This is a genomic window from Gillisia xinjiangensis, assembly GCF_046298265.1.
Taxonomy (GTDB): Bacteria; Bacteroidota; Bacteroidia; order Flavobacteriales; family Flavobacteriaceae; genus Gillisia; species Gillisia xinjiangensis.
This window is the reverse complement of record NZ_JBKAHK010000005.1, coordinates 116,413-143,347: the sequence shown is the minus strand read 5'-3', so window position 1 is coordinate 143,347 and position 26,935 is coordinate 116,413. Positions and strand designations below refer to the sequence as shown.

Sequence of the window (26,935 nt, the reverse complement as noted above, 5' to 3'; positions counted from 1 at the left end):
TCTTTTTTAATTCTGGTCGGCCATTTTTGGTTTTGAGAAACCAAAAATATTCACGGGGATAGTCAATAAATCGGGTAATGGAAATAATTCACTCCTGCAATAAAAACGCATCGGGAAAAAAAAGGAAATACTTAAAGTGAGTTTTTTATTCAGGATTTATTGGTCAGGAAACCCGGGGTTTTTTGACCTCATTTTAAATTTAAAACTGTAAGGAAAGCAATAATTTTAATTCAAAGGAAAGCTGAACACTTCACCAATTGGAACAAATATTCCGTTTACAAGCCAAGGAACCTATTTATCATAGTACCGTAAAAAAGTGTTTATATTCCTAAGATACCTGAATAGAGCTAATACTTAAAATATCCAATTGTTCCGAATTCAGATTTACAAAATCTAAAATTTGTTGTTTTCTAGTGAATTCATGAACTTTTAATGCTTTTTTCAAGTTACTTATTCGCTTTTGAATTATTATTTATGGATATAATCTTAAATATGTGGCCTTTTTTGTTGTGCTGTTTGATGGTTAAAATATCACGTTTACATTATAAAAGCTGTTCGATATTAACGGGTGATATCTAATAGGCCGATCTAAATTTCAGACAATAAATCAACCTCCAAAAAGAATTAATACATCTTCTTACTCTCCTATCAATCTAAAGCTTCCGCGGGTGAGGAAACGTGCACCCGCTTCAAAGTCGGCTGCATTCCCTATTGCTTTATAGCCGTTATAAGTCCCGGAGGTTACCACTTCCTTCTTTTTGAAAATATAATCCCCTCCTTCTTCCCGCTCCAGTTGCAGGACATATGAAAAACCTTCCTGGCTTATTACAGCTTCTTCCGGGAGTGCCTGTTGTTCTGTTTTGCTGGTAATGATCCCGGCTTCCACAAACATTCCTACGGTAAAACCATCCACCACGCTATCCGGTAAATGTCCGTGTATGGTAATGGTTCTGGTCTCCCTGTCTATGACTGTGCCCACCAGGTAAACTTCTGCAGGAAAGGAATTTGAGACTGCTTCGGGAGTTCTAAAAATGATCTCCTGACCCTTTTTCAGCTGCATAACGTCCTTCTCAAAAGCTATAAGTTCCAGGTGCATATGGTCCTTTTGCACGATCTCCATGATACGGTCCTCTGGGGAAACAAACATTCCCTTGCTCACATCTACAGCAGTGATATTCCCACTTATAGGAGCGTAAATGGTGATTTCTGAAGTGATCCTACCCTGTTCCACAGCTGCGGGATCTATATTCAGCATTCGCAGTTTTTGCCTAAATCCATTATACATCGCCAGGTTCCTGCGGTATTCACTTTCTGCCTGCAGGAATTTTTTTTCTGAAGTCACTTTTTCTTCGAAAAGGGTTTCCTGCCGTTCAAATTCAGATTTTAAATACCTCAACTGCTCTGTTACTTCCAGGTACTCCTGCTGCATCGTTATATATTCCGGGTTTTCCAGCGTGACCAGGGCCTGACCTTTTTTCACGGCATCACCAACCAGCAAGGGATTTCTTTTAATATAGCCCCCTACAAAAGCATTTATAACCGCTCTATTTTCCGGCGGAACATCTATTTCACCGGTGGTTCTAACGATTTGCGGGAATTCAAGGGTTTCCAGGGTGCCCAATTCCATACCGCTGCTCTCAAACTGCGCGCTGGAAATGATAATTTCATTGGATTTAGCTTGTGGTTCCTCCGGATCTTCTTCTGCTTCTTTACATGAATATATCGAGAACATTAAAACAGGAAGGAGTATATAATTGATTTTTTTCATTAGTCAAGGATTAAGTAATTTATGGCAATCACTGTTTGGTTATAAGCATTCAGGCTATCCAGGTATGAAAGTATAATCTCATTGGCACTCTCCAGGCTTTGAATATACTGGAAGAAATCTATTTCCCCATGCTTGTATCCCAGGTTCGCAGTTTTTAATATTTCTTCTGAAAGTTCCCTGCCCTCTTCTTCAAAATATGACAGGGTTTCCCCGTGTTTCCGCAATTGCGACTGAAGCTGAAGGTATCTCGCCTGCAGATTATTTCTGAGATCTTTGGCTTCTTCGGCAACCCGTTCTTCTGCGATGGAAAAGGCCCTGATCCTGGCAGATTTCGCAGTGAACAAAATCGGGATCTTCAGTCCCACCTGGTATCCATATAAATTGACATCAAGTCCGGAATTGCTTCCATTGAAATAATCAAAAGTAATATCCGGTAGCAACCGGTTCCGACTTAATTTCTTTTCTTCATTTTGAAAATCGATCTGTGCTTCCGCATAGCCCAGCAGCGCATTATTTTCAAAACCAAGATCCCGCACCTCCAGTTTAGGCAGCGGGAACTGTGCCACGTTAAAAGGCTGAGTTGCCTGCACCAACCTTAACAATTCCTCTCGGGCGGTAATAATATCTTCCCCGGCCTGCCTGTACCGGGTTTGCAACTCCCTTTGTTTGGCCTGAGCGGTGATCATTTCCAGATAATTGGTCTCCCCCAGTTCAAACCTACGCCTGGCAGAATAGGAAAAGCTTTCGTAGAGGCTATCCAAATATGTATATACCTGCTCCCGCTCCAGTTCATACTGCAACCGGTAATAGGCAGATGCCACGGCGCCCTCCAGCCGTAAACTTTCCAGGTCATAACGACTGGACTCTACCTCAACCCCGGCGAGATTCCTTCTGCGGGTAGCGGTATAAACCGTGGGAAAAGAAAATTCCTGCCGAACGCCATAAACCTCTAAGGGTTTATCATTTAGTGTCAGATTATTCTGGTCATAATGATAGTAAACTTCCGTATTGGCAAAATCAAAGGCCGAATTTACTAAAGCCTCAGATTCCCGCACCTCCAGGGAAGAAGCTTTTAATCCGGCATTGTTTTCCCTTGCCAGCTGCTTTATCTCCTCAAAATTAAGTGGTTGTTCCTGGGCAAATCCCGGAACACTAAAAAGCAGCAGTAAAAACAGCAATTTTTTGCCCTTTTTCTTTATCCTTGGTTTTAGCCCGGTATCTCCAAAAATAGAATACAAGATCGGCACAACCACCAGGGTCAATATAGTGGCCGTTACCAAACCTCCAATAACAACTGTTGCCAGGGGCCTTTGCACTTCTGCCCCTGCATTGGTAGAAATCGCCATAGGCAGAAATCCAAATGCGGCTGCAGAAGCGGTAAGAAGTACCGCCCTTAGCCTGTCTTTTGCTCCTTTAATCACCAGGTCATCATTATGCTTCATTCCCTCCTTTTTTAGATCTTTAAAATGTTCTATAAGAACAATTCCATTGAGCACCGCGATTCCAAAAAGGGCTATAAACCCAACCCCGGCTGAGATACTGAACGGCATATCCCGAAGCCATAAGAGCAGGACACCTCCCACCGCCGCCAGTGGAATAGCCGAATAAATAATCAAGGCTTCCTTTACCGATTTGAATGCGAAATACAGCAAGATAAAAATGAGTACCAAGGCTACCGGAACTGCAATTATCAACCTGGCCTTGGCACTCTGGAGATTTTCAAACTGACCTCCATAGGTGATGCTGTATCCTACTGGCAGCTGGATATTCTTATCGATGAGATCCTGCATATCGTCTACCACACTCTGGAGGTCACGATTTCGGACATTGACACCCACCACAATCCTGCGGCGGGTGTCATCACGTGAGATCTTGGCTGCTCCGGTCTGGTAGGTGATCTCTGCCAGTTCCCGCAGCGGAATTTTGCCACCCGCAGGTAGGTCCACATATAGGTTCTCGAGACTGGCGATGTCACGACGCCCACTTTCATCTAATCGTACAACGAGGTCAAAACGTTTTTCACCTTCAAAGACACTTCCCACGGTTCGGCCGGAAAAACCCATGCTTATAAATTCATTGAGATCGGTAATATTCAAGCCGTACCTGGCGATCTTTTTTCGGTTATATTTCACGTTCATTTGCGGCAATCCTTCCACTTTTTCAACAGTGATATCCGCAGCACCTTCCACATTCCGAATCAATTGCTCAATTTTAAAAGCCTGGTTGCTCAGGACAGAGAGGTCTTCCCCAAATATTTTTATGGCAATATCTGCCCGTACTCCGGTAATCAATTCATTAAATCTCATTTCAATGGGCTGGGTAAACTCTACTTCCATTCCCGGGATTACACGCATGGCTTCCTTAAATTTATCTGCCAGCTCATCCTTAGTTTCCGCACTAACCCATTCTCCCTTGGGTTTTAGGGTGATTATCACATCACTCTCTTCCATGGACATGGGATCTGTAGGAACCTCTGCAGCTCCAATACGGGTAACGATCTGGTCCACCTCCGGAAAATTTTCCAACAGGATGGTCTCAATCTGTGTCGTGATTTTAATGGTCTCGCTAAGGGAAGTACCTGTTTTAAGTATGGGTTGAATTACAAAATCCCCTTCATCCAGGGTTGGGACAAATTCCCCGCCCATAGTTGTAAAGATGTAGATGGAAATGGCAAGGAGTAAACCGGAAAGCCCCAGCACAAATGATTTTGCTGAAAGTGCGAATTTTATGGAAGGTTCATAGGCACGGGTAACAGCCCTCATAAGTCTTACCGATATATTTTTATCTGAAAGGTTCGTAGGTTTCAGAAAAAGAGAGGACATCACCGGAACATAGGTAAAGCAAAGGATCATAGCCCCTATCAATGCAAAACTGAAGGTAAGGGCCATTGGTTTAAACATTTTTCCTTCCACCCCGCTTAAGGAAAGGATCGGGATAAAAACGATGAGAATAATAAGCTGTCCAAAAACGGCAGAATTCATCATTTTTGTTGCCCCTGCATAAGTAATCCTGTCCTGTGCCAGCCTTCTTTCAGCTTTATCAAGATTGACCAGTTCATCTTTTTGGGTTGTAATCCTGAAGGCGATAAATTCCACAATAATTACTGCTCCATCTATAATGATCCCAAAATCGATGGCTCCCAGGCTCATTAAATTTGCATCCACTCCAAAAATATACATCATCGAAAGCGCGAACAGTAAACACAATGGGATCACTGAAGCAACTACCAGCCCGGAGCGAAAATTCCCTAACAGCAGCACAACAACAAAGATCACGATGAGGCATCCCAAAAGAAGGTTTTCTATGATGGTAAAAGTGGTTTTTCCTATAAGGACGCTTCTGTCAAGAAAACCATTAATATAGACTCCCTCTGGCAGGCTTTGGGAAATAAAAGCTACCCGCTCCTGAACAGCTTCAATTACTTTTTTACTGTTTCCGTCCTTGATCATCATCACCTGGCCCAGCACCTTTTCCCCTTCCCCATTCCCGGTAATGGCTCCATAGCGGGTGGCAAAGCCAAAACCAACTTCAGCTATATCCTTTATGTAAACAGGATTGGCTCCTAAATTGGTTACCACGATATTTTCTATGTCCTCCAGGGAGCCCACCAAACCTTCTCCCCTAATGAAATAAGCCTGATTGACCCTTTCAATATATCCACCGCCAGCAACACTGTTATTTTTTTCCAACGCAGTGAAAACATCGGTAGCAGAAATGTTCATCGCCATCAATTTTTCAGTATTGATTGCAACTTCATATTGCTTTAGTTTTCCACCCCAGCTGTTTACCTCCACCACACCGGGGATACCAGATAACTGCCGTTTTACGATCCAGTCCTGGATAGTACGCAATTCTGTTGCAGAATACCTGTTCTCATAGCCCGGTTTTGTATCAAGGATATACTGGTAAATTTCACCAAGGCCTGTGGTGATGGGACCCATTTCCGGAGTTCCGAAGCCTTCAGGGATGTTTTGTGATGCCGATTTGATCTTTTCGGCAATCAGTTGCCTAGGAAGATATGTGCCCAAAGCATCTTCAAAAACAATGGTAACCACGGAAAGTCCAAATTTCGATACAGAACGTATCTCGAGTACTCCCGGTAAATTTGCCATTTCCAGTTCTACAGGATAGGTAATAAATTGCTCCATATCCTGCGTAGAAAGATTTTGGGAAGTGGTGATTACCTGTACCTGGTTGTTGGTGACATCTGGTACTGCCCCAATTGGAATTTGGGTTAGGGAATAGAAACCGTAGCCTACCATAAATAGTGTGAACAGCAGAACGATCAGCTTATTCTCCAAGCTGAATTTAATGATCTTTGAAAGCATAGATAAAATTCAATTCTAGATGATCCACAAGGATGAATTCCCTGTGGTTAAAATATTACCTGAAGTATCTATGCCAGGCGCGGAGGCTGAAATATTCCTGATTCTCCCGGGGACGAATAGGAATCTTCATAAAAGTAAATTGAACTGGAATTTGATATTCGGGAAAATTTCAGCGAGTTAAAGTAAGCCGGGGTAAGAACAAAAACTGTAGAGTTATGAGTAACCTGTTTATTAAAAGGCAATTTTTCGTGCTCTTCTTCCTCTTCCTGATGTTCCCTTTCGTGCTGAACCTTTAATTCTCCGTAATGTTTGGAAAGGAAGACTGTAAAACTGTCTCCATAACTAGCTGCATGGAAATTTGCGTGTTCCAGCAAATCACCCAACTTTATAAGATCGGGAAGGCCAAAATTAAAACCCTGGAGTAATAATAATGCAGAAAGTGTTATGGAAATAAGGAAACTCATATACAAATTTAAATTTATCAAAAAAACCTTATTCCACCAAATTATATTTTTAATGTTTCAAAATGAAAAAAAATTGGGATTCAGAAATAATTTTGAGTGCAGCCGGCTAAAACACTTGCAAAAAGTATAATAAAGGGCATTTCTATCCACAATCCCTGTTTTTATGATTTTAGTCATATTCCAGGTTCTCTAAGGCCCTTTACTTTGCAAGGCAAATTAATGGAGTCTATTCCAAGGGAATTTTAAATGAATATTGTTTAGAATAACCTAAACAGATAAATTTTTAAACTATGCAAAACAAAAGAATATACGGGATGCAAGCAGATATTTGTAAAGCGCTCGCCCATCCTTTAAGAATGGAGATCATTCATATTTTACAAGAGAAAGCTATTTGCTTTACCGATATCCTTGAAACTACCGGCGGGTTGAAATCCAATCTCTCCCAGCATCTCAAGGTAATGACAGCCAGTGGCATCATCAAAACCTGGCGTGACGGGCAGTCCAGCTATTTCTCCCTAAGCTCTCCCAAAGTAGCGCTGGCCTGCCATACCATGCGGGAAGTACTTATGGAAAACCTACAGGAGAAACAGGAAATTTTAAATAAATCTGAAATTTAGCTCAGGTTTTATAACATAGCAATAAACAACCAAATGAAAAATAGCATTTTACATAAAATAAAAGAACAAATGAAAGCGGTTTGGGAGGATATCAAAAGTCCCGCGCCTTACCAACAGGGAACTACCTGCTGTTCTTTTAGACCAACTCCGTTCAAACCTGAATTGAGACCTGAACCTATTCGTATAAAAGACAATTTTAACAACAATAAAAATTCCAACATATGAAATGAGCATAACGGAAACATGATAGAAAAACCGATAAAAATATGCGAATTACATATTACCAATAAAAAACAATAAAATCTAAATATGAAATGAGCATAACGGAAACATGATAGAAAAACCGATAAAAATATGCGAATTACATATTACCAATAAAAAACAATAAAATCTAAATATGAAATGAGCATAACGGAAACATGATAGAAAAACCGATAAAAATATGCGAATTACATATTACCAATAAAAAACATAAAAATTTAAATATGAAAACGATTTTAGTATTAGGTGCCGGAACAGGCGGAATAATTACTGCCAGGGAATTAAGCAGAACCAGCGGAAATGAAGAGGATATCAACCTTGTAAAAATACTTGTATTTGAAAAAGAAGAAACCAGTGTGTTCGCTCCTTCTCTTCCCTGGCTGATGGTTGGTAAGAGGAAAAAGGAAGAAGTCACCGAAAGAACCAACAAGCTCGATGCCTCCGGACTGGAAATAATAAAAGGGGAAATTGAAGCCATAGATCCTGAAAATATTGCAATAACGGTAAACGGAAAGAAGTATAACGGAGACTATATGGTAGTTTCCCTGGGCGTAGAACAGGCAAATGCTCATAATCTTGGCCACTATGGCCATAATTTTTTCACTTTAAAGGGTGCAACCGATTTCCATGAAGAGTTAGAAAAATTCAGCGGAGGCGAAATTGCAATCCTGGTTTCTTCCCTTCCATTTAAAAGTCCGGCCGCACCTTATGAAGCTGCAATGCTTATTGAAGCCTTTGTTAGAACAAACAACCTCAGCCATAACACCAATGTTTCTCTTTATACTCCTGAAGCGGGCCCCATGGAATTCGCTGGGCCCGAAGCTGCTGAAGAATTAAGGAAGCTGCTGGAAAAAAAGGGGATAAAGTATTATCCAAACTACGAACTGACTTCTGTTTCCAGAAATCAGCTGGAATTCAGTAATGGAAAAAGCTATGCATATAATCTTTTGGCCTACACTCCAAAACATCAGGTACCACAGATCATTAGAGAGAGTGCATTAGCCGGAAGCTCAGGTTGGGTTGAAGTTGATAGAAACACCCTGGAAACCGCATTTAAAAATGTGTATGCCATTGGGGACATCACCAGCATAACAACAGAAACCGGTGCAATACTTCCAAAAATAGGAATTTTTGCAAGGCAACAGGGAGCCATTGTAGCACATAATATTAGCAGAAAAATGGCCAACCTTGAACCGGATCAAACTTTTGTACCCGAAGGAACGTATTTTATCGCAGCAGGAGAAGGAAAGGCCAGCGAAACCAGAGGAAATTTTTCTGACTCCACAAACCCGGAAGTAAAGATGAAAGCACCTGCACAATGGGGGCATTTATCAAAATGGTGGGATGAAAAATTCTGGTTTTTCAAGAACTTTTAAATCATAAATAAAGATTGTAATGATGAAAATCAGAATTATAACACTAATAGGCGTTCTATTTTCCGGGCTGTGGTTACACGCCCAGGAAATAAAACCCATTAGCAGGCAAGATGCCATACAAATGGTAAAGGAAAACAACAGGGACATAAAAATTTCTCAACAGGAATTTTTGGAATCCCGCGGAGATTTCCGGCAGACCAATTCCATTTTTTTACCAAACCTTGCGGTATCACATTCAGGTATAACAACTACCAATCCTTTAATGGCATTTGGCTCTAAACTCAATCAGGGAATAGTTACTCAAAATGATTTTAATCCCGAGATGTTAAACAATCCCGACCGGATCACAAATTTTGCCACCAAAATTGAAGTGGAGCAGCCGCTTATAAATTTAGATGGGATCTACCAGCGAAAGGCAGCTAAAAGAAAGATGGATGCCACTGCACTAAAAACCGAACGAACCATTGATTATATGGTCCTGGAGGTAGAAAAATCTTATATGCAGCTGCAACTGGCATATCAGGCTGTTGCGGTACTGGAAAACTCCAAAAAAGCAGCTCTTGCCAATAAAAAACTGGCAGACGACAGTTTTAAACAAGGATATCTGCAAAGATCGGATGTCCTGGCTGTGGAGATAAGGGTTTCTGAAGTTAATAATCAGCTGCAGTATGCCAAAAGCAATGTGGTGAATGCATCCGATTATCTTGCATACCTAGTCAACGAACCTGTAAATACAATATTTCAGCCTACAGATTCTCTTGAAATTTCCTTGCTTACACCGGATGAGCTGGAAACGGTGCCATTAGAAAGAGCTGATATTCGCGCCATGAAACTGGCTACAGAGGCTTATGGAGAAATCCTGCAGGCAGATAAAATGTCTTTCCTGCCAAACCTAAATGCTTTTGGAAGTTATGAACTTTATGATGATGAGATCTTTGCCGGAAGTGCCAGTGGATATCTTGCCGGTATTCAATTGAAATGGGATGTCTTTGAAGGTTACAAGCGCTTTGGAAAACTTCAGAAAAGTCAGGCTACTTACGAAAAAGCAAAACTTCAATATGATTCCTATGTCTCCCAAAGCAAGATGGAAAAGAACCGTGCGAGCCGTGCTGTTAAGGATGCCGAGAACAACCTTTCCCTTACCCGTTTAGCGCTGGAACAGGCTGAAGAATCCCTGAGAATAAGAACCAATAGATTTCAGCAGGGACTGGAGAAAACCAGTGACCTGTTAACGGCAGAAGCACAACTTTCCCAAAAGCAACTTGAGTATGCGCAAACAATTTTTGAATACAATTTTGCACAGGCACAACTTCAATTTTTAACTAAAAAATAGATTCTTTATGAAAACCAAATTATATATCCTGAGTCTACTGGGAGCAACATCTTTATTCCTGAGTTGTGGAGATTCTCAAGAACAAAAAAAATCTGATAAAACAGTTCCGCTAAAGGTAACCGTAGCTACTCCGGCAAGTTCAGATACGGCATTTCTCACTTTTAGCGGAAAAATAGAAGCTGTTGAAAATGCCACTTTAAGCACCCGAAACATGGGCTATGTCACTAAAATAAATGCCAAAGTTGGAGATAAGGTAAATAAAGGCCAATTACTGATTGAGATCAACAATGCAGATTTGCAGGCAAAAAGAGCACAGGTAAATGCCGGGATCACAGAAGCCACAGCGGCGTTCCAAAATGCAGAAAAGGATTACGAGCGTTATAAATCCTTATTTGCTGATAACAGCGCTACCCAAAAGGAAATGGATGACATCACCGCAAGGTATGAAATGGCCAAAGCCAGGCTAGAAGGCGTCAGGCAACAAAAGAATGAGATCAATGCCCAGTTTGCTTATTCCAATATCGTAGCTCCCTTTAGCGGTGTGGTTACAGGCAAATTCGTAGAAGCTGGCGATATGGCCAATCCGGGAATGTCACTTCTTAACCTCGAAGTTCCCGGGAACTTTGAAGTCAGGGCAAGTGTGCCTGAATCGGAGATCGCTTCAGTAGAACAAGGGAAAGAAGTAGATGTATTGGTTAAATCTTCAGGGAAATCTCTAAAAGGAATTGTTTCAGAAATAAGTACTTCTGCTATAAACTCAGGCGGACAGTACACTATGAAAATCGCTTTAGTTGAAACTGATGGTGAAATTTATTCCGGCATGTATGCCAGTGTACAGTATCCCACCACGGTCAGAGCGAACCGGGAAGTGATATTAATACCCCTTACGGCTATAGTTAACCGAGGTGATTTGCACGGTATTTATACCCCAAGCGAACAGAACACGGCTATCCTGAGATGGATTCGGCTGGGCCGGACTGTTGGTGATGAGGTGGAAGTGCTTTCAGGACTTAGTGCCGGGGAATCCTATATCACTTCAGCACAAGGAAAATTATACAACGGAGCCAGGCTAAGTATTGAGGAAAGCCTTCAGAATTAAAATTACTACAAAATGAAAGAAGGATTAGCAGGCAAAATTGCCAAAGGCTTTATGGATTCAAAACTTACAGTGTTACTTATGATCGTTTTTATGGTCATTGGAGTGTACAGTTCGTTTTTGATCCCCAGGGAAGAAGAACCCCAAATTGACGTGCCCATGGCCGACATCTTTGTTGGTTATCCCGGTGCCAGTCCCACAGAACTTGAATCGCGGGTTATTAAACCGCTGGAAAAAATGGTTTCCAATATTCCCGGGGTAGAATATATCTATTCTACCTCAATGAAAGAACAGGGAATGGTTACCGTACAATTCCTGGTGGGCCAGGATATTGAACGCTCCTATGTGAAGCTTTATAATGAACTTATGAAGCATATGGACCAGATGCCGCAGGGCGCCACGATGCCTTTGGTGAAAACCCGGGCCATTGATGACGTTCCTGTTCTTGGCCTTACCCTGTGGAGTGAGAATTATGATGATTACCAGCTTAGAAAGATCGCGAATGAGCTTACCCACGAAATTGAAAAAGTACCCGATGTTTCCATCACCAATAAAATTGGAGGCAGAAGCCGGCAGGTTAGGATAGTACTGGACAAGGAAAAAATGGCCGCCAGCGGAGTGGATTTCCTTGGTGTTACTGAAAAGATCCAGGCCAGCAATCAGCAGCTTTCTTCGGGGAGTTTTAACCGAAATGACACAGAATTTCTGGTGACCACGGGAAGTTTCCTGGAGTCTGCCAAAGATGTGGAAAATCTTATCATCGGGATTCAGCAGCAACAGCCGGTTTACCTGTATCAAATCGCTGAAGTATTCGAAGGACCTGAATTGCCAAAAGAATATGTTTCTTTCGGTTATGGGCAAGGCTCTGTGGCCGGAAGTCAATTTTCTTCGGAATATCCCGCGGTGACCATCTCGGTAGCAAAGATCAAAGGCGCCGATGCTATGAAAGTCGCCGATGTTATTCTTGAAAAAGTGGAACATCTCAAAACCAACCTTATTCCCGATGATGTACACGTGGAGGTTACCCGAAATTACGGGGAGACTGCCTCACATAAAGTTTCAGAACTTCTGCTGCATTTAATTGGTGCAATCGTGGCGGTTACCTTCGTGGTGATGCTTGCGATGGGCTGGCGCGGGGGATTGGTGGTATTCCTTTCGGTACCTGTAACATTCGCTCTTACGCTGCTAAGTTATTATTTACTGGATTACACACTTAACCGAATTACCCTTTTTGCATTGGTATTCGTAACAGGGATCGTGGTGGATGATTCCATTATCATAGCCGAAAATATGCACCGGCATTTCAAGATGAAACGGCTGCCGTTTAAACAGGCGGCTATATATGCCATCAATGAAGTAGGGAACCCAACCATCCTGGCAACATTTACGGTGATTGCTTCGGTATTGCCGATGGCTTTCGTAAGCGGGTTGATGGGTCCTTATATGAGTCCTATGCCCATTGGAGCTTCTATTGCCATGATACTCTCCTTGTTTGTTGCCCTTACAATTACTCCTTACCTGGGACTGATCTTCCTAAGGGAGAAAACCAAAGGGAAGGGGAAAAAGGAAGAAGAACCTGTAGAACAAATCGAGGATACCCGCATTTACAAGATCTATAACAAGCTGGAAAAGCCTCTTTTAGACAGTTCCAGAACTAGATGGATCTTCCTGGGCACTACCTTGCTTTTGTTACTGGCCTCTGTAGCGTTGTTCTTTACAAAATCGGTTGCTGTAAAAATGCTGCCTTTTGATAATAAAAATGAATTCCAGGTGGTGATAGATATGCCCGAAGGAACAACCCTGGAGCGTACTGCTAATGTAACACGGGAAATTGGGCAGTACCTGTCTCAAAGACCCGAGATTATGAACTACCAGAGTTATGTAGGAACCTCTGCCCCTATTACTTTTAACGGACTTGTAAGGCATTATGATCTTAGAGGAGCGAGTAATACGGCCGATATCCAGGTAAACCTGAAAGATAAGGGCGAAAGAAGTGAACAAAGCCACGACATCGCGAAATTATTAAGGCCTGAAATTCAGAAGATCGCCAAAAAATTTAATGCAAATGTGAAGTTGGTGGAAGTACCGCCTGGTCCTCCTGTTATGTCAACCATTGTTGCTGAAGTTTATGGCCCCGATTATGAACGGCAAAAACAAATTGCCAACGAGCTCCAGGGTATCCTGAAACAAACACCCGATGTGGTGGATGTAGACTGGACGGTGGAAGCAGACCAACCTGAAATCCATTTCGAAATTGACAAGGAAAAAGCAATGCGCTACGGAATTGCTCCACAGCAAATTGTACATACCATGAACGCAGCTTTGGGAGAAAGGGCTATAGCCTATCTGTATGATGAAAATGCCACGCAAAGGGTAGAGATCATCCTGGCTTTGGCAGAACAGGAAAAATCAACTCCTGTAGATATTTCCCAAATAAAGATCGTTTCCCAAAATGGGCAAATGGTAAGTATTGCAGATCTTGTTCAAATTGAAGAAAAGACAAAGGAAAATAGTATTTTCAGAAAGAACCAGAAACGGGTGGTTTATGTGATGGCCGATATGGCCGGAGAACTGGAGAGTCCCGTTTATGCCATCTTAGGAATGGAAGAAAAATTAAAAGAAATTGATCTTCCAAAGGGTTACGAGCTTGATGAACTTTACCTGCAGCAACCACAAACGGAGGATGATTATGCCGTAAAATGGGATGGAGAATGGCAAATTACCCTTGAGGTTTTCCGAGATCTTGGAATCGCTTTTCTGGGGGTGATTTTTATAATCTACATCCTTATTGTTGGCTGGTTCCAGAATTACAGGGTGCCAATAGTAATGATGGTAGCTATTCCGCTTTCGCTTATTGGGATAATCCTGGGACACTGGATCATGGGAGCATTTTTTACAGCTACCTCATTTATTGGAACGATAGCCCTTGCCGGGATCATGGTAAGGAATTCAGTGTTGCTCATCGATTTTGTGAACCTGCGCCTGGAAGACGGAATTCCGTTAAAACAGGCAGTGATTGAAGCAGGTGCAGTACGTACTACCCCAATCCTTTTAACTGCGGGAACGGTGGTGATAGGAGCTTTTGTTATCCTCTTCGATCCAATTTTTCAAGGGCTGGCAATTTCCCTAATGGGCGGAACCATTGTCTCTACCATACTCACCTTGCTGGTAGTGCCACTGGTCTATTATATGATAGAAAAGAAAAATCATGAGTAAAAACCCAGTTGGATAAAAGCTGATAAAGGAATCCAAAACCTTATCAGCTTTTATCTGACATCTAAAGAACAAAAAATGAAATTACTAATTGTAACAAGTGTTTCGGAGTTCCAGAAGGATATCCTTAACATATTTAAGAAGGCAAAGATCGAAGCCTTTAGCCGAACAGAAATAGACGGGTATAAAAGTTCGAACTCGGTTATTGCCACACTCAGCTGGTTTCCGGGAGAAAAAGGTGGGAATGAATCTCTTATGTTCTTTTCCTTCACGGAAAAAGATAAGATCGACCTGCTGTTTGAACTGGTTTTGGAATTCAATCAAAACCTGGAAACCAACAACCCTATACGGGTGATAGTAGTCAATATTGAAAATTATATCTAATCTAAAAATCTTTAAAAAATGAAAAACAGAATTGTACGCGGGATTGCAGGAACTTTTATTTTAATAAGCCTTATTTTGGCGATTTATGTAAATATAAACTGGTTGTGGTTTACGGGATTTGTGGGAGCTAACTTATTGCAATCCTCCATAACACATTGGTGCCTTATGGATAAGATCCTTGCCAAATTTGGAGTGACAGATGAGTTGAAGCCCGGCCAAAAATGCTAGAATAACTCTTAGGTCAGTGTTCGTTTTCTGCAACTCCCGGGATCGATTATAATTTTCAGAAAAAGAGCCCAACTTATATTATAAAACCTCACAAGGCTTTAGCTCCTGTGAGGTTTTATATTAAATTACATTGATGTCCGATAACATTTTGTTAAAGCTGAAGACACACCTCCAGTGGGCATTCTAAGAAGTGTTCTAAAAAAATTGGAATATAACTAAATGTTTTTCAGTTAATTGATAACAAGTCTTTGTTCCTGATTCTTGCAGTTACGCCAAAGGCGGAACGATCTTGATTCTTTACCGGAAATTGCTGATTTTATTATTTAAAGAATTTTATCGTATTAAATTTGATCTTCAAGGAATTCCTTGAAATCCTTCGTATTATAATCTCCCATTCCCATATGTGTAAGGACAAGATTTCCTTCGGAGTCAATTACATAAGTGGTAGGGATACTTTGTGAATGGTACATTTGTGGCATTCCTCCCACTGCTTCATATACTTCAAAGTCGTAGCCCTTCCTGTTATTATAATCTATAGCCTTTTGAAAATCCTGATCTACAGATAACATTATAAACGCTACGTTCTCTTTATCCACATCTTTGTAAAGCTTGTTGATTCCAGGCATTTCAGCAACACAGGGAGGACACCAGGTGGCCCATATGTTCATAAATATAACTTTCCCCCTTAATTCCTCCATGGCAACTTGTTCCCCTTTGGAATTTATAAGCTTCATAGAAAAATCTGCCTGTGGATTGTTTTCAATAACAGCGGGGTCGTCTTTTTTATCAAGGTCGGGATTCATGATTCCTGTTGCAAGTATCCCCCGTTGAAGGAACCCCAATACTTCTGTATGTAAGCCTGTGATATAAAGGCCACCAAAAATGGCTATTATAATCCCATATTCTATTAAACTTTTTTTGGTCTTTTTCTTCATTTTATTGGTTTGGTGATTATTTATACTGAAATGCTCTTTTTAAGATCTACATTCCGGCTTTATGTGTTGATAAGCAGCGATTTCATTTAAGTGTTACAAATATAAGGGGCTAATTTAGCTTTTTTTCTGTGCCACAAATCTTATTACCCAGCCTTTCCCTTTATGGAATTCCCCTTCATTCAGGTCAATTTCGCCTTCATAAAATTCCAGAAAATCCAAATCAGCAAAAGCCTCTTTGATCTCTTTTTCTGAAAAAAGCATTCTCTCCTCTTTTGGTCCACCTACATTAGGATATTTAGCCTGGTATTCAAGATGTTTTTTACTGAAACCTTCAAAGATTATTTTTCCGTTGTTTTTAAGAATTTGAGTGAAAAACCCGAAATAATCCTTTCGCTCATCCGGTTGCAAATGTGCGTAGATGAGGGCTATGGCATCAAATTGATTTTTGCAATATCCAAGGCTGCTTAGTGGCGTGGTGTGATAATTAATTTCCACACCCTCTTCTTCTGCCAGTCTTAGCGCCTTTTTTTTACCTTCTGCACTTATATCAAAAGCTGAAACTTTCCAACCTTTTTTGGCTGCAAAAACCGAATTACGTCCTTCCCCTTCGGCAGGAAAAAGGATCACGCCCGGCTCAAAATCTTCAAGCTTACTTTTCAGGTACTCATTTGGGTTTTTCCCGTAGGCATAATCATTCTGTTTATATCGTTCATCCCAAAAATCTTTCATAGTTTTCTTATTTATTTTCTGTTATAATAAACAGTAAAATAGGCGCAAAAGTAACTTATGATCTCTTCCTGCGCAGTAACAAAAGTTACAGACTTATAAGTTATAATTAGTTCCCACAATAGATTTATTTTGAGTTGGTTATAATTGATAATCGCTTACCTATATTCATTAAAATATCCCTTCAAAACTGACCTTAATCATTTTTGAAAAGCTTCAAAAGCTTATCTTTGCGGAAAAATTAACCTGGTGAAAAACCTTTTCAAAATTTGTGCCCTTGGAATGTTTTTGATGGCTACCTTGTTTTATAATATCAGGTTCAGTTATTTGGTTGTATATCATTCTGCAAATAACCAAAGCTTCACTGAACTTTACTGTGAAAACAAGGATAAACCGGAACTGGAATGCAATGGTCAGTGCGAACTTTCCAAGGCATTTGCAGAAACAAATTCTGAATCAAATCCTTTGGCGCTTCAAAATTTTCAGCGGGAGATCACCCTGTTTTTTAACTCCTCCGTTTTGGAGGAAATTCAGCTTAATAAAACCTACTACATTCCGGTATTTTTTTACCAAAACCAATATTCTTTTCTGTTTACCAAACCTATTCCGCATCCACCTGCCGGGCTATCCTGATTTCTTAAGATAATACAAACAAAATGGACGCTCCTTTCGATTTAAATTCAAGTCGAAAGAGGGATACCCCTACCTAATTTTAAATCTCAAAAAATGAAAATCATACACTATATAAGTCTTTTACTCCTGGTAATATTCACTTCATGTTCCTCAGATTCCGATGAAATTATGCCAGTAAATGAAGTTGCCGATTTAGTGAAAATTCAAACCATGGAAAATGAAACCCACCAGGTTGAATTATACTCATCCTCCGGACAACTAGAGCAGGGTTACAACAAAATATTTCTTCGAATTAAAGATAAAAGCGACCAGAAATTTGTGACCAATGCCCACATTGATTGGAAACCCGTCATGCACATGGAAACAAAACAACATTCCTCCCCAATTTCTGAAGTGACTAAAACACCCGCTACAGAAAGCCTTTATCAAGGATTTATCGTTTTTCAAATGGCAGAAAATCCAACTGAATACTGGTCTTTAACCCTGGATTATTCCGTTAACGGGATGAATTATACCGTTACTGCCAGGATAACTGTGCCCGCATCTCAAAGAAGAAGGGTTTCTGTATTTACAGGGACAGACGGCATAAAATATATTCTTGCCATAATAGATCCCGCTACACCAAAAGTTGCAACGAACGAGATAAGCATGGGAGTTTTTAAAATGGAAAACATGATGACTTTCCCGTTGGTAAATGGCTACAGGGTGAAGATCGACCCCAGAATGCCCAGTATGGGTAACCACAGTTCGCCTAATAATGTAGATCTAATACAATCCCCGGAAGACCACCTTTACTATGGAAAGTTAAATCTAACCATGACCGGGTATTGGAAAATCAATCTTCAATTAGAAAATGATTTGGGAGAAATTGTAAAAGGCGAATCTGTTACAGATTCGAATGAAGCAAGCACCATCTTTATGGAACTGGAATTTTAAATACACTAATTATAAGCTGTCCTAAATATTTCTCTTCTGAAGTGATTCATTTTAGAACCATTATTTCGGGCAGCTGCTATAAAAACAGCACCATGAAATGAGCATAACAGAAACGCAATATAAACACCGATAAAGATATGCGAATTACTCCCGATAGCTATCGGGAGACCAATAAAAAAACAATAAAAGTCTACATATGAAAAAGTTCATCTATTCAACCGTTTTATTACTGCTGATGACTCCGATGCTTCACGCACAGGAAAAATATACCGATACCCTAGCCCCGGTTTCCCTGAAGGAAATTATCCTAATTGGCCAAAAACCTAAAGTGTCTCAAAAAATCTCCAAACCACTTGCCTCCATCGATGAATATTTAGAATCCTCTTCCAAAGTAACGATGATAAAAAGGGGTGCGTACGCCTGGGAACCTATGATCAATGGGATGGCCACAGAGCGCACAGTGATCACCATTGACGGGATGCGAATTTTTGGCGCCTGTACAGACAAAATGGACCCTATAACATCCTACGTTGAGATTTCAAACTTATCTGAAGCTTCTATTTCCAGTGGACAGCAAGGCGCTGAAAATGGGGCGACTATTGGAGGAAGTATCGACTTAAAACGACGGAAAACCGGTTTTAAAGAAACAGGCTGGAAAGTTGGCGTAAACACAGGGGGAGAATCCAATGGAGAACAAAAAATTGCTGGAACAGAACTACAGTATGCAAACGATTCCTTCTATATCAATACCGATTTTATGTATCGCGATGCCGAAAACTACAAGGCTGGGGGAAATAAGGAAGTGTTGTATTCACAGTTTACAAAGTATAATTTCTCAGCCATCAGTGGGTTTAAACTTACAGAAAATCAATCTATAGAAGGCTCGTTTATTTATGATGAAGCGAATGATGTTGGATACCCGGCTTTGCCAATGGATGTTTCCCTGGCAAGAGCCTTTATAGGTTCTTTAAAGTATGAGGTTCATCAACCCCTGGAATTTATAACGCATTGGGAATCCAAACTTTATTTCAACACTATTACCCATCAAATGGATGATTCCAAACGCCCCGATGTCCCCATACGCATGGATATGCCAGGTTGGAGCGATACCTATGGTTTTTATTCCAAAGCAAATATGTCGCTGGATAAACACAGGTTAACCGCAAACATAAATTCATTTTACAATAAATCATTGGCAGAGATGACTATGTTCCCCGATGATCCAAATGAAAGAGATATGTTTATGCTCACCTGGCCATTTGTAAGAACCCTTTATACTGGTGTTTATCTCGAGGATTTAATCGCTTTAAACGATCATTATTCCTTACAATTCACCACAAGCCTGGGAAGACATAACAATGAGGTTACAAGTGCTTTTGGGTTGCAAAGCCTTCAAATATTTTATCCGGAAATGACCGATACTAAGGAGCGTTATTTAAGGAGTTTCTCCTCACAAGTACAACTTCATCATAAAAATATGGACTATACCCTGGGAACAGCTTATGGAGAGCGTGCTCCTTCGGTTTCCGAAGGCTATGGCTTTTATCTTTTTAATAGTTTTGATGGTTTTGATTACATTGGAAACCCTCATATGAGCAATGAAAAATCTTTTGAAATAAATTCTTCGGTAGGTTTTGAAAATGAAAAATGGAATGCAATGCTTACCGGATCGTACTTTCATATCCTGGATTATATCATTGGAAAACCAGATCCCTTGCTAAGTCCAATGACCATTGGTGCAAACGGGATCAAAATTTATGAACAGCTGGAATATGCTTCGCTTTTCAATGCCGACTTATCTCTAGGGTATGCTTTGCATAAAAACTGGAACTGGAACGGTAAATTAATGTTTAGTTATGGACGGGACAACAAAAACAGAAATTTACCCCTGGTACAACCCTTGAGCTATCAAACCTCCTTACGGTATAGAAAGGGATCGTTCGCCATAGAAACCTCCTTCCTGGGAGCCACAAAACAAAGGGATTTTAGTCCCGAATTTGGGGAGAATGAAACTGCAGCTTATTCAATTGTTAATCTATCAGCTTCAAAAACAGGCTTGCTCAACAGCCAGAATCTGATCGTTAAATTAGGAGCTGAAAATTTATTCGACACTTATTACTCCAGCTTTTCCGATTGGAATAATATTCCAAGGAGAGGGCGTAATGTATTTGTGAATTTGAATTATACAATTCAATAACAAGGAATTAATAAAAAATAAATTTTTAATTACCAATCACCGGCTCCTTCCCAGCTTTTAAAATTGCTGGGAAGAAGTCTTTAGGTTCGTGGGGGTTTCCGATAGCCATTTTATAATATTTCGATCCTACCAAAATCATGATCCCCCTAATCTTAATGGCGTCCAGTTTCTGCAATAAGTCTTCTATATCTGGCTAAACAGAAAAAAGGTCTGATTAATAATGATTTATATCATTTCAAAGACCATAAATTTCAGATAATTTTAAGCTGAAAGCTGATATTCAATTTTCACAGAATGCCATCTCCCCCGATAGATTTTCAGCAATAAAAATAAGCATCATCTTTTAAAATTTCTGAAGCTTATTGAAACAATTTAGATTCCGGAAAAATGAAAGAACGCGAAACCAAGGATACCAAACCTGAAACTCCCAAAAAAAAAGAGCCAAAAATGCCACTTGGGGGTACTGGGATTAGTTGGTTTTATGCTTTGATGTTAATCTTCATCCTGATGTTCACCATCTTTAACCCCTTCACAGATAGCAAGGAAATAACCTGGTTAGAGTTTGAGAGGGATCTCCTGAAGGAACAGCAGATTGAAAAATTAGTGGTGGTTAATAAAGAAGTAGCCGAGATCTACATTAAAGAAGAAATTCTTCAGTATCCTAAATATGAGCACATATCGCCTTCTGAGTTCGAGCCTCATTATACTATGACTTTGGGTTCCGTAGAGAGTTTTGAAAATAAACTTGAAAAAGCCCAGCAGGATTTCTTGCCGGAAGAAAAAATAGATGTTCAATATACAAGCCGGACAAACTTTGGAGATATATTTCCCTGGCTGCTTCCACTTGGGCTATTGCTGCTATTCTGGATATTCATGGTGCGCAGAATGAGCTCTGGTGGAGCCTCAAATCCATTTTCCAGCTTCGGAAAGTCAACCGCCAGGATTTCGGAGGTAGGCAGGAAAAACCCGGTTTCCTTTAAAGATGTCGCAGGTTTAAATGAAGCGAAATCGGAAGTTATGGAGGTGGTAGATTTTCTTAAAAATCCGTTGACCTACACCAAATTGGGAGCAAAAATTCCCAAAGGAGTTTTGCTGGTAGGCCCGCCTGGAACCGGAAAAACCCTTATTGCAAAAGCGATGGCCGGGGAAGCGAACGTCCCTTTTTTCTCCTTATCCGGGTCGGAATTCGTAGAGATGTTTGTAGGTGTAGGTGCTTCCAGAGTTCGGGATCTCTTCAAAAAGGCAAAAGAAAAGGCACCCAGCATTATTTTTATCGATGAGATAGATGCTGTGGGACGTTCCCGGGAAAAGGTAAATGCAATGCAAACCAATGATGAACGGGAAAATACCCTGAATCAATTATTGACAGAATTGGATGGTTTTGGCGAAAATACAGGCGTCATTGTACTTGCCGCCACCAACAGGCCCGACATTCTGGATAAAGCACTGCTACGTCCCGGCAGGTTCGACAGGCATATTTACCTTGAACTCCCTAACAGGTCTGATCGAATGGAGATCTTTTGGGTCCATATGCGCAATCTCAAACTGGGAAAAGATATCGATGTAGAGGAACTTGCATCATTAAGCCCGGGATTCTCGGGGGCCGACATTGCAAATATCTGCAATGAAGCAGCGCTCACCGCAGCCCGTAAGAAAAAGGAAATTGTAGAACAACAGGATTTTATAGATGCCAGAGACCGTGTGATTGGCGGACTTGAACGAAAAGGAAATATCATATCACCGGTGGAGAAGAATATTGTTGCCTTTCACGAAGCAGGGCATGCAGTTGCCAGTTGGTATTTAAAAAATGTGGATCCACTGGTCAAAGTGTCTATAATTCCAAGGGGGAAATCCCTGGGATCGGCATGGTATCTTCCCGAGGAACGAAAAATTGTGACCAGGGCACAGTTCTTGGATCAAATTTGCGCCTCGCTTGGCGGACGTGCTTCAGAAGATGTGATTTTTAACGAGATCTCCTCCGGTGCCTTAGATGACCTTGAAAAAGTAACAAAACAGGCCTATACCATGATTGCTTTTTATGGCCTGGACCAGGAAATTGGCCCCTTGAGCTATTATGATTCCACCGGACAGAATGAGCGGATCCTTTCAAAACCTTACAGTGAAAATATGGCGGAACTAATAGATAAGAAAGTTCGTGATTTGATAGGCACAGCCTATGAAAGAACCAAACAAATTCTGGTGGATCATAAAGCCGAACTAAAAGTGCTTGCCCAACTCCTGCTTAAAAAAGAAGTGGTGGATAAAACTGATTTGGAAAAAATTTTAGGTGAAAGAAAAACTGAAATTTTGTTAGATGAGAAAGATTAGAAAATAAAAAAATTGATTTAAAACCCTGACAGCAGCAAATTTAATGAACCAAATTATTCTTGGAAATAGCAAATCAAAATCATAAATTTTCCTAGTCAAATTATCTTCTGCTCTGTAACATATGTTACACGTATTTTACAAACAACAGATTATCTTTGAATTGCAAATGAATTTAAAAGTCTTAAACGCTGAATTTTAAATTGCTTTTCTACAGAATATTAAATGCCCTAAACTTCAAAATTCCTGAGGTAACTTTACACACCCTAAAATAAACATATATCAAATTATTAACAAAAAATATGATGATAGTCATATTTAAACCTGTAAATATTTGATAATTTTGTTTAATAATTAATTATTTACCCAATAATATTATTGATTTAAATAGACATTTCGGATTAAAATAGTTGACTAAAAAATATTACAAATGAAAAATTTACTGATTTTAGGTGCAGGAACTGCAGGAACGATGATGGCAAACCATCTTAGATCCAAATTAAAAAAGGATCAATGGAATATCAACATTGTAGACCAATATAAAACTCATTATTACCAACCGGGATTTTTATTTCTGCCTTTTGATATTTACACGGAAGACCAGGTAAAAAAGGAGGGTAAAAAATTCATCCCCAAGGGTGTGAATTACATTCAGAAAAAGATCGAACAAATTTTTCCTGATGAAAACAAAGTCCAGTTGGAAGACCAAACTATAAATTATGACCTCTTAATTATAGCCACGGGTTCTAAAATTGCGCCGCAAGAAACAGAGGGAATGAAAGGCAAAAACTGGCACAAGAATGTTTTCGATTTTTACACTTATGAGGGCGCTTTAGCCCTGAGAAATAAACTAAGGGAGTTTAAAGGCGGAAAAATGATTGTCCATTTTACTGAAATGCCAATTAAATGTCCAGTTGCACCTTTAGAATTTGTTTTCCTGGCGGATGATTATTTCACAAAAAAAGGAATTCGGGACAAAGTAGACTTAACCTATGTTACACCTCTTGGTGGTGCATTTACAAAACCCAAAGCAACAGCTGCATTAGGTCATTTATTAAGTGAGAAAAACATCAAGGTTGTAACCGATTTCGCTATTGAAAAAGTTGATAATGAAACAAATCAAATTGTTGATTATGGAGGACAAATAGTTGATTTCGATTTATTGGTCACTGTTCCAACAAATATGGGGGACGAATTAATTGCACGTTCAGGAATGGGTGACGATTTAAATTTTGTTCCTACACATCATCACACCTTACAATCCATTGGTCACGAAAATGTATTTGTAATTGGGGATGCAACCAACGTTCCGGCATCAAAAGCGGGTTCTGTCGCACACTTTGCTTCAGAGACTTTGACAGATAATATACTGTTGTATCTAGATGGAAAACCATTAAAGGAGGAATTTGACGGCCATGCCAATTGTTTTATTGAAACAGGAAAAAACAAAGCTCTTTTAATTGATTTCAATTATACCCAGGAACCCGTAGAAGGTACCTTCCCTATTCCCGGAATTGGACCATTAAAACTTTTAAAAGAAAGCATCTTTAACCACTGGGGGAAACTGGCTTTTAGATGGATCTATTGGAATATGCTCTTGAAAGGAATTTCAATTCCATTGGTTAGCAGAAATATGAGCACAAAAGGAAAAAAAATATAATAACTATTAATAATTTAAAATAAATAAAATGGAAACAGTAGTAGCAGGACACAAAGTGAATTTAACTGAAGAAGGATATTTAACCGATTTTTCTCAATGGACAAAAGAAATTGGAAATGAGATCGCAAAAAAGGAAGGGATTGAAATGACCGATCGCCATTGGGAAGTGATTAAATGGCTTCAGGAACAGGTTCAGGCAGATAAGGCTTTATCTGTTAGAGGAATCAAAAATAGTGGTGTTCTTGATATTAAAGAGTTTTATGCTCTTTTCCCAGGCGGACCCTTAAAAATATCAACTAAGATAGCCGGGGTACCAAAACCTAAAAGCTGTATTTAAAAATTTATAAAATCTAAATAATGGGAAAGACAGTAGTAAAAAAGATGCTTTTCATTTTATCAAAAGCAACTCTTGAAAATGTGTACGCAGCTTTTGTTATGGCTAATGGTGCACGAATGGAAGGTATTGAGTCGGAAATATTCTTTACTTTCTTCGGATTGGAAGCAATCCAAACCAAAAAGTTGAATAAGTTAAGTGTTGCCACAGTGGGAAATCCCGCGATGCATATTCCAACCATGGTAGGAGGTTTACCGGGAATGGAAGCCTTTGCATCCAATATGATGAAAAAGGAAATGGAAAAACTGGATATGCCACCGGTAGATGAATTCCTGGAAATTTTATCGGCTTCTGGCGTTAAACTCTGGGCATGCAAATTGGCTGTTGATATGTTCCACATTAGCGAGAAAGATTTAATTGAAGATCTGGATGGAGTATTGACTATAGGCGATTTTTACAACAGGGCAGATCAGGAAGGAACACAATTGTTATTTATATAAGCTCTTAATTTATAAATTGCAATATCTGAACCCAACAAAAAATTCCAAATTTAGTTGCGAATTTATTGTTGGGTTCTTTGTTGTTAATTTTCAAATTGTATTTCGGCAAATTGAATACTGAATGATTTTTCTTTCAAATTATTCTCCGGAAATAGCATGCAGGTTATTTTTTTTGAACGGCTTTTTAAATCAAAATGTCTCCGGGAGAGAGGAATTGTATCTGACTAAGAAAACCTGTACCAAACTGCTTATAACTTAAAGATTCATTGCACATAAGTGATTTTAATAAAAGGTTATCGGGAATATAATTTCTACTTTAGCCCAAATGCAAAAAACCTGGATCCTCACAGCCTTAATCAATTTTCTTCTCGCAGCCCTGCTGGGACTTTTGTTGCGTTACCAGTTTGTAAATACGCTGGATATCAATTTCCGGTTTATAACCCACGCCCATTCGCATGTTGCAATGTTGGGGTGGATATATCTAATGCTTTACAGCCTGATCACCTATTATTTTGTTCCAGAAAAAAAGCAAGTTTACACCAGGCTTTTCTGGATTACACAATTTGCAGTAACCGGAATGTTGATAAGTTTCCCTTTCCAGGGATATGCGGCTATTTCAATTAGCTTTTCTACCCTGCATATTTTCTGCAGCTATTATTTTGTAAAATTGCTTTGGAAAGATCTTCAAATAGAGGAATTATCAGAAAGGTTATTGGTGAAGGCTTCTTTATTATTTATGCTGCTTTCCACAATTGGTGTTTGGTTGCTTGGTCCGGCCGTCGCCACCCTTGGAAACCAATCTGCTTTTTACCATATAGCTATTCAGTTCTTTTTGCATTTTCAGTTTAATGGTTGGTTTCTATTTGCGGTTTTAGCAGTCCTGTTCAAAATTTTTAGCCTTTCAGGAATTAAAATAAATTCGAAAAATTTTAAACTGTTTTTCAGTTTTCTCATTGCAGCCACGGTTTTGACTTTCGCCCTACCTGTTAGCTGGTATATTTCCCATCCGGTTTTTATATGGATCAACGCATTTGGAATCCTGTTGCAACTGGTTGCTGCAATATTCTTTATCAAGTTGATAAAATCTCAATGGACACTTTTCTGGTCTAAAACATCCGGCCTGGGGAAATTGATGTTCGGCTTCGCTTTTATTTGCCTGGCTTTAAAAACAGGCATGCAAAGTACATCCCTTCTGCCCGAAGTCGCTGAGCTTTCATCTCAAATTCGCAACTTCGTGATTGGATTTATACATTTGTTGATGCTGGGGGTAGTAAGCGGGTTTTTATTGGCTTACCTCTTTGAAAGTAAACTGGTTAATTTGAAAAGCACCTGGATTAAATACGGAACAGGTTCGTTTCTTCTTGGATTTATAACCACCGAAATATTGCTCTTTATTCAGGGAGGAATGTTTTATTATGGAAGCGGAATCATCCCAAATTATTATACGGCATTATTCGTTTTTAGTGGCTTTCTGGTTTTAGGAATTTTATTTATCGCGATAAGTGTTCTTAAAACTCGTAATCCCAATACTGTTGTTGAAGATTCCCTTTAAAGAATTATAATTCAGAAATTTATGTTTTTACTTCGAGGTTGAAAACACTTGCGAATTAAAATCTCATTT

Annotated in this window: 21 protein-coding genes; 16 read left to right on the top strand and 5 right to left on the bottom strand. The window is 39.8% G+C overall.

Annotated elements, in window-relative coordinates; translation table 11 throughout:
- Positions 1-637: 637 nt before the first annotated feature.
- The 3 genes from ACKGJN_RS10130 to ACKGJN_RS10120 all read right to left on the bottom strand — a co-directional run bounded on the left by ACKGJN_RS10130 (position 638) and on the right by ACKGJN_RS10120 (position 6,560).
- The gene (locus ACKGJN_RS10130) at positions 638-1,768 is read right to left on the bottom strand and encodes an efflux RND transporter periplasmic adaptor subunit (RefSeq protein ID WP_409539377.1); all 1,131 of its coding nucleotides are present in this window, start codon (positions 1,766-1,768) and stop codon (positions 638-640) included.
- On the bottom strand, positions 1,768-6,096 hold the full coding sequence (locus ACKGJN_RS10125; RefSeq protein WP_409539376.1) for a CusA/CzcA family heavy metal efflux RND transporter: 4,329 nt from the start codon (positions 6,094-6,096) through the stop codon (positions 1,768-1,770). The genes ACKGJN_RS10130 and ACKGJN_RS10125 overlap by 1 nt, the downstream gene beginning before the upstream one ends.
- A 68-nt stretch (positions 6,097-6,164) precedes the next feature.
- Positions 6,165-6,560: a hypothetical protein gene (locus ACKGJN_RS10120; RefSeq protein ID WP_409539375.1), complete on the bottom strand. Its 396-nt coding sequence runs from the start codon at positions 6,558-6,560 to the stop codon at positions 6,165-6,167.
- Positions 6,561-6,850: 290 nt separating this feature from the next.
- Between ACKGJN_RS10120 and ACKGJN_RS10115 the strand changes: the two genes are divergently transcribed.
- The 8 genes from ACKGJN_RS10115 (at position 6,851) to ACKGJN_RS10080 (ending at position 15,068) form a co-directional block, all read left to right on the top strand.
- The gene (locus ACKGJN_RS10115) at positions 6,851-7,177 is read left to right on the top strand and encodes an ArsR/SmtB family transcription factor (protein ID WP_409539374.1); all 327 of its coding nucleotides are present in this window, start codon (positions 6,851-6,853) and stop codon (positions 7,175-7,177) included.
- Between the two features lie 33 nt (positions 7,178-7,210).
- The gene (locus ACKGJN_RS10110; RefSeq protein ID WP_409539373.1) at positions 7,211-7,402 is read left to right on the top strand and encodes a hypothetical protein; all 192 of its coding nucleotides are present in this window, start codon (positions 7,211-7,213) and stop codon (positions 7,400-7,402) included.
- A gap of 260 nt (positions 7,403-7,662) precedes the next feature.
- On the top strand, positions 7,663-8,814 hold the full coding sequence (locus ACKGJN_RS10105; RefSeq protein WP_409539372.1) for an NAD(P)/FAD-dependent oxidoreductase: 1,152 nt from the start codon (positions 7,663-7,665) through the stop codon (positions 8,812-8,814).
- A gap of 22 nt (positions 8,815-8,836) precedes the next feature.
- Complete coding sequence (locus ACKGJN_RS10100; RefSeq protein ID WP_409539564.1) at positions 8,837-10,147, top strand: TolC family protein; 1,311 nt, start codon at positions 8,837-8,839, stop codon at positions 10,145-10,147.
- Between the two features lie 7 nt (positions 10,148-10,154).
- A complete protein-coding gene (locus ACKGJN_RS10095) occupies positions 10,155-11,246 on the top strand; it encodes an efflux RND transporter periplasmic adaptor subunit (RefSeq protein WP_409539371.1) in 1,092 nt (363 codons plus the stop codon).
- Positions 11,247-11,258: 12 nt separating this feature from the next.
- Complete coding sequence (locus ACKGJN_RS10090; protein ID WP_409539370.1) at positions 11,259-14,459, top strand: efflux RND transporter permease subunit; 3,201 nt, start codon at positions 11,259-11,261, stop codon at positions 14,457-14,459.
- Between the two features lie 75 nt (positions 14,460-14,534).
- Positions 14,535-14,840 (top strand): hypothetical protein, encoded by a 306-nt coding sequence (locus tag ACKGJN_RS10085; protein ID WP_409539369.1) that lies wholly within the window; start codon positions 14,535-14,537, stop codon positions 14,838-14,840.
- Positions 14,841-14,858: 18 nt separating this feature from the next.
- Complete coding sequence (locus tag ACKGJN_RS10080) at positions 14,859-15,068, top strand: YgaP family membrane protein (protein WP_409539368.1); 210 nt, start codon at positions 14,859-14,861, stop codon at positions 15,066-15,068.
- Positions 15,069-15,409: 341 nt separating this feature from the next.
- On the opposite strand, the gene ACKGJN_RS10075 is transcribed toward ACKGJN_RS10080, so the two are convergent.
- Positions 15,410-16,003, bottom strand: coding sequence for a TlpA family protein disulfide reductase (locus ACKGJN_RS10075; RefSeq protein WP_409539367.1), 594 nt, complete (start codon positions 16,001-16,003; stop codon positions 15,410-15,412).
- A 114-nt stretch (positions 16,004-16,117) separates the two neighbouring features.
- A complete protein-coding gene (locus ACKGJN_RS10070; RefSeq protein ID WP_409539366.1) occupies positions 16,118-16,732 on the bottom strand; it encodes a class I SAM-dependent methyltransferase in 615 nt (204 codons plus the stop codon).
- A gap of 246 nt (positions 16,733-16,978) precedes the next feature.
- On the opposite strand from ACKGJN_RS10070, the gene ACKGJN_RS10065 reads away from it, so the two are divergent.
- From ACKGJN_RS10065 to ACKGJN_RS10030, 8 genes are all read left to right on the top strand, one after another.
- Entirely contained in the window at positions 16,979-17,362 is a 384-nt protein-coding gene (locus tag ACKGJN_RS10065; protein WP_409539365.1) for a hypothetical protein, read from the top strand.
- A gap of 93 nt (positions 17,363-17,455) precedes the next feature.
- Positions 17,456-18,298, top strand: a complete 843-nt coding sequence (locus ACKGJN_RS10060) for a hypothetical protein (RefSeq protein WP_409539364.1) — start codon at positions 17,456-17,458, stop codon at positions 18,296-18,298.
- 196 nt (positions 18,299-18,494) lie between these two features.
- Positions 18,495-20,495 (top strand): TonB-dependent receptor plug domain-containing protein, encoded by a 2,001-nt coding sequence (locus ACKGJN_RS10055; protein WP_409539363.1) that lies wholly within the window; start codon positions 18,495-18,497, stop codon positions 20,493-20,495.
- Between the two features lie 387 nt (positions 20,496-20,882).
- Positions 20,883-22,823: an ATP-dependent zinc metalloprotease FtsH gene (ftsH, locus tag ACKGJN_RS10050; protein ID WP_409539362.1), complete on the top strand. Its 1,941-nt coding sequence runs from the start codon at positions 20,883-20,885 to the stop codon at positions 22,821-22,823.
- Between the two features lie 427 nt (positions 22,824-23,250).
- Entirely contained in the window at positions 23,251-24,480 is a 1,230-nt protein-coding gene (gene sqr / locus ACKGJN_RS10045; RefSeq protein ID WP_409539361.1) for a type III sulfide quinone reductase, selenoprotein subtype, read from the top strand.
- Between the two features lie 28 nt (positions 24,481-24,508).
- Positions 24,509-24,817 carry a TusE/DsrC/DsvC family sulfur relay protein gene (locus tag ACKGJN_RS10040; RefSeq protein WP_409539360.1) on the top strand — a complete coding sequence of 103 codons (309 nt, stop codon included), beginning with the start codon at positions 24,509-24,511 and terminating at the stop codon, positions 24,815-24,817.
- Positions 24,818-24,837: 20 nt separating this feature from the next.
- Positions 24,838-25,314, top strand: a complete 477-nt coding sequence (locus ACKGJN_RS10035) for a DsrE/DsrF/DrsH-like family protein (protein WP_409539359.1) — start codon at positions 24,838-24,840, stop codon at positions 25,312-25,314.
- Positions 25,315-25,639: 325 nt separating this feature from the next.
- On the top strand, positions 25,640-26,866 hold the full coding sequence (locus ACKGJN_RS10030; protein ID WP_409539358.1) for a hypothetical protein: 1,227 nt from the start codon (positions 25,640-25,642) through the stop codon (positions 26,864-26,866).
- Positions 26,867-26,935: the final 69 nt, after the last annotated feature.